The sequence below is a fragment of the Streptococcus sp. 27098_8_75 genome, from assembly GCF_041432475.1.
GTDB lineage: Bacteria > Bacillota > Bacilli > Lactobacillales > Streptococcaceae > Streptococcus > Streptococcus gordonii.
Genome location: NZ_JAPVZR010000002.1, coordinates 31,435 through 44,783 on the forward strand (window position 1 = coordinate 31,435; position 13,349 = coordinate 44,783).

The window sequence follows — 13,349 nt, forward strand, 5'->3', positions numbered from 1 at the left end:
CAAGCTTCTTTCTTTTTATTGGTATAAATCAGTAATTCATTTGCTTGTAACCATCATTGATACATGATATAATTTTGTACAAAATTAAGGTGGAGGCTTCATATGAAAAAGAAATATTTCGTTCTCCTTTTGTTAGTCATCTTTATTATTTTTTCATCCTTGTTATTTCTGAAAAATAGCAATACAAAACTTAGATCGAATGAGTTCATCCAATCTACCACCCCAACCTTATTCTTTCACGGTTATGGCTCCAGCGCCAATGCGGAAAGGCATATGACAGAATCAGCTAGAAAGGCTGGTGTAACAGAAACAATAATTCAAGCGAATGTTGACAGAACAGGTCAGGTCACTTTAAGAGGCCGTATTCCCAAAGGTGCAATCAATCCAATTGTCATGGTTCAATATGAGGACAACCGAAATCCTGACTATTTACAAGATGCAGCATATGCTAAAGCAGTAGTCGAAAAACTTAAGCAAACTTATGGATTTCAAGAAATGAAGATGGTGGGGCATTCCATGGGAAATATGTCCATTCTTTATTATCTTTTAGAGTATGGAAGTGAAGAAAATCTACCTAAATTGATTAAGCAGGTTAATTTGGCGAATCATGTAGCTGGTCTAGAGAATTGGAACCTTCCATCAAACTTGACCTTAGATCCTCAAACAGGACAGCCTTCTGCAATGAATGAACAATATCAAAAACTTACTGGATTAAGAGAGGTTTATCCTGACAAACAAATAGACGTTCTGAATATCTATGGTGATATTGGCGGAAATACAGATGGATCAGTCCTAAACATTTCATCAAAAGCGTTAAAATATTTGCTAATCAATCATGCTAAATCCTATAAGGAAGTCAAAATATCTGGGCGAGGAGGCCAGCATAGCAGATTGCACGAGAACTCAGAAGTAGACCAGCTTTTAATAGACTTTTTGTGGAGAAAATGAGAGAATTTTAGCTCCAAACAGTTTTTTGCCAAAGGAATAAGATAAAAGAACAGAGAGTTTTACACTAATTATGAATCTTTAAGGACTCTTTTTATATTTTCTTTATGCAAACCTTTTCCACTTTGAAAAAATCTGATATAATGGGGTGGAATAAAAGAATCAGAGGAGAGGACAATGTCTAAAAAAATCATTGGTATTGACCTTGGTGGTACCTCCATCAAATTTGCAATTTTAACTCAAGAAGGACAAATTCAAGAAAAATGGTCTATAAAAACAAATATTTTAGATGAAGGAAGCCATATCGTTGATGATATGATTGAATCTATTCTTCATCGTTTGGACTTGCTTCAGCTAACAGCAGATCATTTCTTGGGAATCGGAATGGGTTCTCCTGGAGTGGTAGACCGTGAAAAAGGTACTGTTATTGGTGCCTATAACCTAAACTGGAAAACCTTGCAACCCGTAAAAGAAAAAATTGAAAAAGCTACTGGAATTCCATTCTTCATCGACAATGATGCGAATGTCGCAGCATTGGGGGAACGCTGGATGGGAGCTGGAGAAAATCAGCCTGATGTTGTTTTTATGACCTTAGGAACTGGTGTAGGTGGCGGTATTATCGCTGAAGGTAAACTTCTTCATGGCGTTGCCGGTGCAGCAGGAGAGCTTGGGCATATTACTGTTGATTTTGATCAGCCAATTCCATGTACTTGCGGAAAGAAGGGCTGTTTGGAAACCGTTGCGTCTGCGACAGGTATTGTCAATTTAACTCGTCGGTATGCTGATGAGTATGCTGGCGATGCTGAATTAAAGAAACTCATCGATAATGGAGAAGAAGTCACAGCTAAAACAGTTTTTGATTTAGCAAAAGAAGAAGATGAGTTAGCCCTTATCGTTTATAGAAACTTCTCTCGTTACCTAGGAATTGCTTGCGCGAATATTGGATCAATCCTTAATCCATCTACGATTGTTATCGGTGGCGGTGTATCAGCTGCTGGACCTTTCTTGTTAGAGGGAATTCAAAAGGTTTATGACGAAAATACCTTCCCTCAGGTTCGTACATCAACAAAGTTAGCTTTGGCAACTCTAGGAAATGATGCTGGTGTTATCGGTGCAGCATCTTTGGTTCTTCAATAATTTAAAAATTCATTTTATTCTCCTGCAGACTCTGTGGGAGAGTTTTTATGGGAAGTTTGTTATACTAAAAGTTGTTTACTGTTGAAGGAGATCTAATGACAAAAGCTGATACGATTTTTAAAGAAAATATTAGAAGAATATTAAAAGAGGGAGTATTCTCTGAAAATGCCCGTCCACGATACAAGGATGGAAATGTGGCTAACTCCAAATACATCACTGGTTCTTTTGCTGAGTACGATTTGAGCAAAGGAGAATTCCCGATCACGACTCTGCGCCCTATTGCCATTAAGTCTGCCATCAAGGAAGTACTCTGGATTTATCAAGACCAGTCTAATAGTCTGGAATTGCTCAACGATAAGTACAATGTTCACTATTGGAATGACTGGGAAGTTGGCGATACGGGTACCATTGGTCAGCGTTACGGAGCGGTTGTCAAGAAGCATGATATTATCAATAAAATTCTCCAACAACTAGAAGCTAATCCATGGAATCGTCGCAACATCATTTCTCTATGGGATTATGAAGCTTTTGAAGAAACAGACGGCTTGCTCCCGTGTGCTTTCCAAACAATGTTTGACGTTCGTCGTGTGGATGGAGACATTTATCTGGATGCGACTCTGACTCAGAGGTCAAATGATATGTTGGTTGCTCATCACATCAATGCTATGCAGTATGTGGCTCTGCAGATGATGATTGCCAAGCATTTTGGCTGGAAGGTCGGCAAGTTCTTTTACTTTATTAATAACTTACACATCTATGACAACCAGTTTGAACAGGCGGAGGAGCTGTTGCGTCGAGAACCTAGCGACTGTCAGCCTAGACTCGTTTTAAATGTGCCAGATGGGACCAATTTCTTTGATATCAAAGCAGAAGATTTTGAGTTATTAGACTATGATCCAGTTAAACCTCAGCTCAAATTTGATTTAGCAATTTAATTTCAATAATTCCTACCGAAGTTTTTCGGTGGGATTTTTCTTTCGTAGCAGATAATTGCAGGAAAGATATAAAGTGGTATAATGACAATAGATATAACTGTTGCAAACGCTTACCTTTGGAGGTGCTAATATGATAGCTGGTTTTTTAAAGATGCATAGACCAAAACAATCTTGGGGTCTTGTATTATCTATCGCTTTGCTTGCAATTCTTGTCTTATTCTTCCAAGTAGCAGAAGTCAAAGCTGATGATCAAGCTCGCTTAAATCACTGGAGAGTAGAGAAGAGAGAGCAATCTTCAGTTGAAGTGCTTGATGGTTCGAAACAGATTGAATCTCGAAACCACAAGAAGACTTTAAGAGAGAAACGGCATTCTCTTGCTCTTCGCTGCCATGGAAAGGGACCTAAAAATAAGCAAAATCAAACAAGTGGTGAAGAGACTGCTACAGAGGAAAAGTCAAAAAAGAGAGATGCTTGTGATGTAGATCCTAATACTGATAATACGGAGACGGAGACTGCTTCTGTTGAACATAAAAAATCAGATTCTACAGTATTATATATTTCTGCATTTGGAGTTTTAGCTCTTTTGGTAGTTTACATTCTATTCATGAAGGCTAAAAAAAATAAATCTTAAATCCGAAGTTTAATTCGATAACCATTGAGGTTATCGAATTTTTATCTGTTTTCAGTTGGAAATAAATGAAGAGAAGTGGTAGTCCAATCAAGTCTTTTTTTATATTTTTTGATAGAATAGAAATATCAATTAAAAGGATTATGAAATGACTAAAAAGATTGCGGCGATTTGGGCACAAGATCAAAATGGACTGATTGGAAAAAATCAATCCCTACCTTGGCATTTGCCAGCAGAGTTAAAGCATTTTAAAGAAATTACTTCCGGTCATGCTATATTAATGGGAAGAGTGACTTTCGATGGTATGGATCAGCGTGTTTTACCAAACCGGACAAGTCTTATTCTGACTAAGGATCCGAATTATACTGTTGAAAATGAATCTGTCTTAATTTTTCATGACTTACCTTCTGTTTTAAAATGGTATCAGGAACAGGAAAAAAATCTTTATATCATTGGCGGTGGTCAAATTTTTTCCTTATTTCAGCATCACTTAGATGAAATTATTAAAACTGAAATTCATGCTAGTTTTGAGGGTGATACTTATTTTCCAAAGGATTTTGACTTAACAGCATTTAGAGAAGTCAATAGCCAATTTCATCCTAAAGATGACAAGAATGCCTATGATTTTACCGTGAAAGTTCTAGAAAGAAAGGGTTCATAAAAAGTGGAAAGAAGTGTTTTTGGGGTTTTTACGGCCTTTTTGTGCGCCATTTGCCTTGTTTGTTCCGTACAAACTTTTAGAAAAAGGCGGTATGGTTTGTCCATTTTATTTTTGCTTAATGCCTTTACAAATTTAGTGAATAGTATTCACGCTTTTTATATGACTTTATTTTAATTTGACGAATATATATTAAAGGGAGACTAGTATTATGCCTACAAATCGTAATGAAGAGATGATGGTATATTGTTCATTTTGTGGGAAGAACCAAGATGAGGTTCAAAAGATTATTGCGGGTAATAACGCTTTTATTTGTAATGAGTGTGTAGAATTAGCACAAGAAATTATCCGTGAAGAATTAGCCGAAGAAGTCTTAGCTGACTTGTCAGAGGTTCCAAAACCTCAAGAATTATTGCATATTCTAAACCATTATGTCATCGGTCAAGAACGTGCTAAAAGAGCGCTGGCTGTAGCGGTATATAATCACTACAAGCGTATTAATTTTCATGACAGTCGCGAAGAAGATGATGTTGAATTGCAAAAATCAAATATCTTAATGATCGGTCCAACGGGTTCTGGAAAAACTTTTCTTGCTCAGACCTTGGCTAGAAGTTTAAATGTACCGTTTGCGATTGCTGATGCGACAGCTTTAACAGAGGCTGGTTATGTCGGAGAAGATGTAGAAAATATTCTTTTAAAACTTTTGCAGGCAGCTGATTTCAATATCGAACGTGCAGAACGCGGAATCATATACGTAGATGAGATTGATAAGATCGCTAAAAAGAGTGAAAATGTTTCTATCACGCGCGATGTATCAGGTGAAGGAGTACAGCAGGCTCTCTTAAAAATTATTGAGGGTACTGTAGCAAGTGTTCCGCCTCAAGGAGGTCGCAAACATCCGCAGCAAGAGATGATTCAGGTTGATACCAAAAATATTCTTTTCATCGTTGGTGGTGCCTTTGATGGGATTGAAGAAATTGTAAAACAACGTTTGGGCGAGAAAATTATTGGTTTTGGTCAAAATAACAAAGCTATCGATGAAAACGAGTCCTACATGCAAGCTATTATTGCTGAAGATATTCAAAAATTTGGGATTATCCCTGAATTAATTGGTCGTTTGCCTGTTTTTGCTGCTCTGGAACAACTGACTGTAGACGACTTGGTTCGTATTCTTCGCGAGCCTAAGAATGCTTTGGTTAAACAATACCAGGCTCTCTTGTCTTACGATGATGTTAAACTAGAGTTTGATGATGATGCTTTACAGGAAATCGCGAACAAGGCCATTGAGCGCAAAACTGGGGCCCGTGGTCTACGTTCTATCATCGAAGAAACCATGATGGATGTTATGTTTGAAGTTCCAAGTAAAGAAAATGTGAAACTTGTCCGAATCACTAAAGAAGCTGTTGATGGTACGGATAAACCAATTTTAGAGACTGCTTGAGGTCAGAATATGGAAATTAACACACATAATGCAGAAATTTTGCTGAGTGCGGCTAATAAATCTCACTATCCTCAAGATGATATTCCAGAAATCGCTCTTGCTGGTAGATCTAACGTCGGTAAATCAAGTTTTATTAATACGATGCTTAATCGTAAAAATTTAGCGCGTACATCTGGGAAACCTGGGAAAACTCAATTATTAAACTTCTTCAATATTGATGATAAACTTCGGTTTGTTGATGTTCCAGGCTATGGTTATGCTAAGGTTTCAAAGACTGAACGTGCTAAATGGGGAAGAATGATTGAAGAATACCTGACCAGCAGAGTGAATCTGCGAGCTGTAGTCAGTTTAGTTGATTTACGACACGAACCAAGTGCGGATGATGTTCAAATGTATGAATTTTTGAAGTACTATGAAATTCCAGTGATTCTAGTAGCAACAAAAGCAGATAAAATTCCTCGTGGAAAATGGAACAAACATGAATCGGCCATCAAGAAAAAACTAAATTTTGACCCAGCCGATACATTTATTCTCTTTTCATCAGTAGATAAAACTGGTATAGATGCATCTTGGGATGCAATCTTAGAAAAAGTTAATAAATAACAAAAAAACAGAAGGAAACTTCTGTTTTTTTACTAAGAAAAAGTAAAACTGTCATGAAATTGTAACCAATTCGCATTTTATGTCATTATTTATTATGCTACAATTATTGTAGTATTTTTTAGGAGTTAAGACTATGAAGAAGAAAATGAGTGCACTTTTAGCAGTGATGACACTATTTATGTCTGCTATTATGATTAGTGCTTTACTAGCAAACAATACAAAGTCAGTTGATGCTAACGAAGAACAAACAGTTCAATACTATAATCCAACTGAAGTATTTATTTCTCAGATAGCTGAATCAGCTCGTCAATTGGGTCAGGAGAATGATTTATACGCTTCTGTAATGATCGCCCAAGCTATTCTTGAAAGTAATTCAGGTCGCTCAGGCTTAGCTTCAGCGCCTCACTACAACCTCTTTGGTGTAAAAGGACACTACGGTGGCCAGTCTGCTACAATGCTTACTTGGGAAGATGATGGTCAAGGTAATGCTTATAATATTGATGCAGAATTCCGTTCTTACCCAAGTTATTATGAATCATTACAAGATTATGTAGCAATTCTTCGCCAAGGTTATTATGCCAATGCATGGAAGAGTAACACAACTAGCTATCAAGATGCAACAGCGGCTTTAACTGGTGTTTATGCAACGGATTCAAGTTATAATGCAAAATTAAATTATATTATTGAAAAGTATAACTTGACTCAATATGATACTCCCAGTTATCAGCAAGCATACAGTGGCGATCTTGTTTATAATATTTATCGTCAGCAGTATACTAGTCAAGAAATATTGGACGAAGACGTCGCTTGGGCGAATCGTTAAACGAAAAAGTAGGAAAAGAGTTAGGAAAAGATCCTAATTCTTTTTTCTCTTAAAATTTAAGAAAACGATTTCGTAATTCTTCATTTTATGATATAATGGTCGTAATATTTTTTAAGGGGAAATTAGTATGGCAGAATCGTCATTTATCACAAAAGTTGCATTTGCTTGTCAGAAGAAAGAGGCCTTATTTGATAGTAGTAAGGCAAAGTATGCTGTTCGTTCTATGTACGCTGGGGCTTTCTTAACATTAAGTACTGCTGCAGGAGCAATTGCTGCAGACGTTATTAACAAGATAGTACCAGGCTCTGGACGCCTCCTGTTTCCGTTCATATTTGCTTGGGGATTGGTATATATCCTCTTCTTAAACGCTGAGTTAACAACATCAAACATGATGTACTTGACTGCAGGAACTTTTTTGAAAAAAAATCAAGTTTTCTAAAGCCTTGCTGATTTTACTGTACTGTACTTTCTTTAATCTTGTTGGAGCGGCAATTATTGGTTGGATTTTCAACCAAACAGTAGCTTATGCTGGATTGACACCGGATGGCTTCGTTGGGACAGTTGTTGCAAACAAGCTTAGCCGAGGTAATAGTGTAGTTTTATTTGAAGCTATTGTGGCTAACATTTTTGTAAATGTTGCTATTTTATCATTCTTATTGATTAAGAGTTCTACAGCAAAAATGTGGATCGTCATTTCAGCTATATATATGTTCGTGTTTTTGACTAACGAACACTTGGCTGCAAACTTTGCCTCTTTCTCATTGATTGCTTTCAATAAGATTGCTAGTCAGGTCCAAGGATTTGATGTTTTCAATATTTTAAGGCATTTCAGCATTACATTTATTGGTAATGTAATTGGTGGTGGTCTGTTGATTGGTCTTCCATATGCTTGGATGAACAAAGACGAAGAAACGTACGTTGATTAGATATAATTAAAAAAAGTTCAGGAAAACCTGACTTTTTTTCTTTTTTTGTGTTATAATAGATAAAATTTATTGGAAATAGAAAGTTTTCAGATAATGAACAAATCTTATTTTTACCTAGATATGAAAACTCATGAACTTCTTGTCCCATATAGCCAGACAAAACGTAGAGTTCGAGTCTTATTGCCGAAAAATTACTCAGAGGATCTTGAAAAAAGTTATCCTGTTGTTTATTTTCATGATGGACAAAATGTTCTTTATAGTAAAGAGTCTTTCAGCGGTCATTCCTGGAAGATTATTCCAATTATCAAACGCAATCCTGATTTAGAAAAAATGATTGTCGTCGCAATTGATAATGATGGAGTCAATCGAATGAATGAATACTCGGCGTGGAAGTATAAAGAAATGAATATTCCAGGTGTTTCTTTCGGTGGTAAAGGCAGTGAGTATGCTGAATTCGTAATGGATGTTGTTAAGCCCTTTATTGATGAAAATTATCGAACCAAATCTGATTTCAAACATACAGCTATGATTGGGAGCTCTTTAGGTGGTAATATTACTCAGTTTATAGGTGTTGAATATGAAAATCAAATTGGTTGCCTCGGTGTTTTTTCATCCGCTAATTGGCTTCATCAAGAAGATTTTGATCGCTATATCAAGCGTCAATCACTTAAACTGAATCAACGTGTCTTTATTTATGTTGGAACCGACGAGGCAGATGATACGGATAAAACCTTGATGGCTGGTAATATAAAACAAGCATATATTGATTCATCTGTTAAATACTATCGTCAGCTCTTAGTTGCTGGCATAGATATTGACAATCTTGTTTTAAAAATCCAGGCCGGTGCCGAACATAACGAGATTGCTTGGTCAGAACATTTACTTGATTGCCTTCGTTTTTTAAGTGAGCAGTGGTAAATACAGTCTAAAGGAAATGATCTCAATGTATCAAAGAAAGGAGTCTATTATGCATGTTGAATTTTTAAGTCATTGGAGTGGAAATCTTAATCGAGAAATGTATGTTAATCGCTATGGGCATTCTGGTCTTCCTGTTCTCGTCTTTGCCTCTTCTGGTGGAAGTCATAATGAATATGCAGACTTTGGCATGATTGATGCTTGCTCTGGTTTTATTGAAGCTGGTAAAGTACAATTTTTTACTTTGAGCAGTGTTGATAGTGAAAGCTGGTTAGCAGATTGGAAGAGTCCGCACGATAGAGCAGAGATGCATCGTGCTTATGAACACTATGTCATCCAAGAAGCCATTCCTTTTATTAAACATAAAACGGGCTGGTTTGATCCTATGATGACGACAGGCTGTTCAATGGGTGGTTATCATGCTATGAATTTCTTTCTTCAACATCCCGATGTTTTTAATAAAGTAATTGCTCTTAGCGGTGTCTATGATGCACGATATTTTTTAGGTGATTATGGGAACGATGAAGCAGTTTATCAGAATTCCCCAGCAGATTATATTTGGAATCAAAATGATGGCTGGTTTATTGATCGTTATCGACAAGCAGATATCATTGTTTGCACCGGTCATGGAGCTTGGGAGGCGGATGGATTGCCATCTTTTTACACTTTGAAAAGAGCTTTTGATTATAAACAGATTCCTGCTTGGTTTGCTGAGTGGGGCCATGATGTGGCTCATGACTGGGTCTGGTGGCGTAAGCAAATGCCATATTTCCTTAACGAACTCAACCTTTAATGGAGGTCATTTATGAATTATATCGTTATATCCCCTTATTATCCTCAAAATTTTCAACAGTTTACTGTAGAATTAGCTAACAAAGGAATTACTGTTCTGGGAATTGGCCAGGAACCGTATGACCAATTAGATCAACCTTTAAAAGATGCTCTGACAGAATATTTCCGTGTTGAAAATCTCGAAAATCTTGACGAAGTAAAAAGAGCTGTTGCCTTTCTCTTCTATAAGCATGGGCCTATTGATCGGATTGAATCTCATAATGAATATTGGTTGGAGCAGGACGCTCAGCTTCGTGAACAATTTAATGTCTTTGGAGCTAAGCCAAAAGATTTGAAGAAAACAAAATTTAAGTCTGAAATGAAAAAACTCTTTAAAAAGGCTGGTGTTCCTGTTGTGCCTGGACAGGTTGTCAAGACCATTTCAGGAGTTGACTTAGCTGTTAATAAACTTGGTTTACCTTTGATAGCTAAACCAGATAATGGTGTAGGAGCAGCAGCGACTTTTAAATTAGAGACGAAAGAAGACGTAGAACATTTCAAATCAGAATGGAATCAAGAAACAGTTTATTTCTTTGAAAAGTTTGTTCAGTCAGGTGAGATTTGTACATTTGATGGTTTGGTAGATAAAGATGGTAATATTGTCTTTTCAACTACCTTCGACTATGCCCATACACCTTTAGATTTGATGATCTATAAGATGGATAATTCCTACTACGTCCTCAAGGATATGGATCCCAAGCTCCGTGCTTACGGAGAAGCAATTGTTAAAGTCTTCGGTATGAAAGAGCGTTTTTTCCATATTGAGTTCTTCCGTGATGGGGATGATTATGTGGCAATTGAGTACAATAACCGTCCTGCGGGTGGTTTTACAATTGATGTTTATAATTTTGCTCATTCAATTGATCTTTACAAAGGATATGCGGCTATTGTAGCAGGAGAGCCTTTCCCAGCTACACACATGGAACCACAGTTCTGTCTAGCTACTTCACGTCGTGCTTCAACTAATTATGCATATGCTGAAGCAGATTTGCTGGAGAAATATAGAGATAACTTCAAGGTAAAAAAAGATATGCCAGCTGCCTTTGCAGAGCTGCAAGGTGACTATCTTTATATGTTGACCACTCCTAGTCGTGATCAAATGGAGCAAATGATTGAAGATTTCGCCAAAAAAGCAGACTAAGCTAGATTATGTCTTTCTATTATTTAACAGTTTAAAATTGCTAAAAACTAATCTAGCATAAAAAGTTTGTGAAATTTTTAATTAAACTTCTAGAACCAGTCTATTCAATGGATAGACTGGTTTTTCTTTGTGAAATGACAAAAAGCATAAATTTTGACAGGGTTTTCATAATCGTTTAAAATATAATAGTAAATTGTAGGTTAGAAAGGCAATAATATGGCGACTTTAGACAAATCTCTCCTATTAGAGATGTTTCGTAAGATGGAAGAAATCCGTCGTATGGACTTAAAAATTGCACAACTAGTAAAAAAGGGAAAAGTTCCGGGTATGACTCACTTTTCTGTTGGAGAAGAAGCAGCAAACGTTGGAGCTATGCTAGCGTTGAATGAAGACGATCTGATCACATCCAACCATCGGGGACATGGTCAAGCTATCGCAAAAGGAATAGATCTCAATGGAATGATGGCTGAAATCCTCGGGAAATACACTGGAACCTGTAAAGGGAAAGGTGGTTCTATGCATATCGCCGACCTGGATGCTGGTAATCTTGGTGCCAATGGTATCGTAGGTGGTGGTATGGGAATCGCAGTCGGTGCAGCCCTCAGTCAGCAAATGAAACATACTGGTAAAATCGTAGTCTGCTTCTTTGGAGACGGTGCGACCAACGAAGGTGTTTTCCACGAAGCAGTTAATATGGCTTCTATTTGGAAACTGCCAGTTATTTTCTACTGCATTAACAACGGTTATGGAATCTCTGCGGATATCAAGAAAATGACTAATGTAGAGCATATCCATCACCGTAGCGCTGCATATGGAATCCCTGGAATGTTTATCGAAGATGGAAACAATGTCATTGATGTCTATGAAGGATTTCAGAAAGCTGTAGATCATGTTCGTGGTGGCAATGGCCCAGTCTTGATCGAAAGTGTAACTTATCGCTGGCTTGGTCACTCATCATCTGACCCTGGTAAATATCGTACCCGTGAAGAAGTGGAATTGTGGAAACAAAAAGACCCAATCGAAAACCTTCGCAAGTACCTCATTGAAAACAATATTGCAAGTGCCGAAGAATTGGAAGAAATCCAAGCACAAGTTAAGGAAGCAGTAGAAGCTTCTGTTAAATCTGCAGAAGAAAGCCCATTCCCACCACTAGAATCAGCATTTGAAGATATTTACGCAGACTAAGGAGAAAGAGATAAAAATGGAAACAAAAACAATGTCGTTCCGTGACACCATTATCCTTGCTATGTCTGAGGAAATGCGTCGCGATGAAAATGTATTCTTGATGGGAGAAGACGTCGGTGTCTTCGGAGGAGACTTCGGAACTTCTGTTGGAATGCTCGAAGAATTTGGTCCAGAACGCGTCCGTGACTGTCCGATTTCTGAAGCTGCTATCTCTGGAGCAGCAGCAGGAGCAGCCATGACAGGACTCCGTCCAATTGTCGATATGACCTTTATGGATTTCTCAGTCATTGCCATGGACAATATCGTCAACCAAGCTGCTAAAACACGTTATATGTTTGGTGGTAAAGGTCAGGTTCCAATGACAGTTCGATGTGCAGCTGGTAACGGAGTTGGTTCTGCGGCCCAGCACTCACAATCTTTAGAGTCTTGGTTCACTCACATTCCTGGACTTAAGGTTGTAGCACCAGGTACACCTGCTGATATGAAAGGACTGCTCAAGTCTTCTATCCGTGATAACAACCCAGTTATCATTCTTGAGTACAAGTCGGAATTTAACCAAAAAGGGGAAGTGCCAGTTGATCCAGACTACACAATCCCACTTGGAGTTGGTGAAATCAAACGTGAAGGTACAGATGTAACAGTCGTTACTTATGGAAAAATGCTTCGCCGTGTGGTTCAAGCTGCTGAAGAATTAGCAGAAGAGGGAATTTCAGTTGAAATTGTGGACCCTCGTACCCTTGTTCCGCTTGATAAGGATATCATCATCAACTCAGTTAAGAAGACTGGTAAGGTGGTGCTTGTCAACGACGCCCACAAAACAAGTGGCTATATCGGAGAGATTTCAGCTATCATTTCAGAGTCAGAAGCATTTGATTATCTAGATGCACCAATCCGCCGTTGCGCCGGAGAAGATGTGCCAATGCCTTATGCACAAAATCTAGAAAATGCAATGATTCCAACAGTTGAAAGCATCAAAGATGCAATCCGTAAGACTTATAGCAAAGAATAATATTACATAAATTAAATTGTGTAAATTTTTAAAGATTTTAACTTTAATAACTTGAGTTATGTTTTGTATCCAAGTTGTATATAAAGTTGCGACAGTTTTTTGACGAATCGATAATATTCGACAAAAAATTTAGTAAGTCTACTAGGTTGACCGCCTAATAGCGGCAACCGTA

The 13,349-nt window shown here is 37.5% G+C and carries 13 protein-coding genes and 1 pseudogene; all 14 read left to right on the forward strand.

The features are described from left to right. Positions 1–102: 102 nt before the first annotated feature. Positions 103–948 (forward strand): alpha/beta hydrolase, encoded by an 846-nt coding sequence (locus O3640_RS03360; RefSeq protein ID WP_045774035.1) that lies wholly within the window; start codon positions 103–105, stop codon positions 946–948. 174 nt (positions 949–1,122) lie between these two features. Next, a complete protein-coding gene (locus O3640_RS03365; RefSeq protein WP_061600439.1) occupies positions 1,123–2,082 on the forward strand; it encodes an ROK family glucokinase in 960 nt (319 codons plus the stop codon). A 95-nt stretch (positions 2,083–2,177) separates the two neighbouring features. Continuing rightward, positions 2,178–3,017, forward strand: coding sequence for a thymidylate synthase (locus O3640_RS03370; protein ID WP_045774033.1), 840 nt, complete (start codon positions 2,178–2,180; stop codon positions 3,015–3,017). A 130-nt stretch (positions 3,018–3,147) separates the two neighbouring features. Continuing rightward, positions 3,148–3,648, forward strand: coding sequence for a hypothetical protein (locus O3640_RS03375; RefSeq protein ID WP_045774032.1), 501 nt, complete (start codon positions 3,148–3,150; stop codon positions 3,646–3,648). A gap of 145 nt (positions 3,649–3,793) precedes the next feature. Beyond that, positions 3,794–4,306, forward strand: coding sequence for a dihydrofolate reductase (locus tag O3640_RS03380; protein ID WP_045774031.1), 513 nt, complete (start codon positions 3,794–3,796; stop codon positions 4,304–4,306). 208 nt (positions 4,307–4,514) lie between these two features. Continuing rightward, positions 4,515–5,744: an ATP-dependent Clp protease ATP-binding subunit ClpX gene (gene clpX, locus O3640_RS03385; RefSeq protein ID WP_008808666.1), complete on the forward strand. Its 1,230-nt coding sequence runs from the start codon at positions 4,515–4,517 to the stop codon at positions 5,742–5,744. 9 nt (positions 5,745–5,753) lie between these two features. Then, positions 5,754–6,347: a ribosome biogenesis GTP-binding protein YihA/YsxC gene (yihA, locus tag O3640_RS03390; RefSeq protein WP_125397049.1), complete on the forward strand. Its 594-nt coding sequence runs from the start codon at positions 5,754–5,756 to the stop codon at positions 6,345–6,347. Between the two features lie 133 nt (positions 6,348–6,480). Continuing rightward, a complete protein-coding gene (locus O3640_RS03395) occupies positions 6,481–7,170 on the forward strand; it encodes a glucosaminidase domain-containing protein (RefSeq protein ID WP_061600435.1) in 690 nt (229 codons plus the stop codon). A 127-nt stretch (positions 7,171–7,297) separates the two neighbouring features. Beyond that, positions 7,298–8,096: pseudogene (locus O3640_RS03400) on the forward strand (formate/nitrite transporter family protein). Positions 8,097–8,189: 93 nt separating this feature from the next. Beyond that, entirely contained in the window at positions 8,190–9,014 is an 825-nt protein-coding gene (locus O3640_RS03405) for an alpha/beta hydrolase (RefSeq protein ID WP_045502979.1), read from the forward strand. A 49-nt stretch (positions 9,015–9,063) separates the two neighbouring features. After that, positions 9,064–9,804 carry an esterase family protein gene (locus tag O3640_RS03410; protein WP_045634825.1) on the forward strand — a complete coding sequence of 247 codons (741 nt, stop codon included), beginning with the start codon at positions 9,064–9,066 and terminating at the stop codon, positions 9,802–9,804. A gap of 12 nt (positions 9,805–9,816) precedes the next feature. Beyond that, positions 9,817–10,983 carry an acetyl-CoA carboxylase biotin carboxylase subunit family protein gene (locus O3640_RS03415; RefSeq protein WP_061593130.1) on the forward strand — a complete coding sequence of 389 codons (1,167 nt, stop codon included), beginning with the start codon at positions 9,817–9,819 and terminating at the stop codon, positions 10,981–10,983. 216 nt (positions 10,984–11,199) lie between these two features. Beyond that, positions 11,200–12,168 carry a thiamine pyrophosphate-dependent dehydrogenase E1 component subunit alpha gene (locus tag O3640_RS03420; RefSeq protein ID WP_125397048.1) on the forward strand — a complete coding sequence of 323 codons (969 nt, stop codon included), beginning with the start codon at positions 11,200–11,202 and terminating at the stop codon, positions 12,166–12,168. Positions 12,169–12,184: 16 nt separating this feature from the next. Further along, on the forward strand, positions 12,185–13,177 hold the full coding sequence (locus O3640_RS03425; RefSeq protein WP_061600430.1) for an alpha-ketoacid dehydrogenase subunit beta: 993 nt from the start codon (positions 12,185–12,187) through the stop codon (positions 13,175–13,177). Positions 13,178–13,349 lie beyond the last annotated feature (172 nt).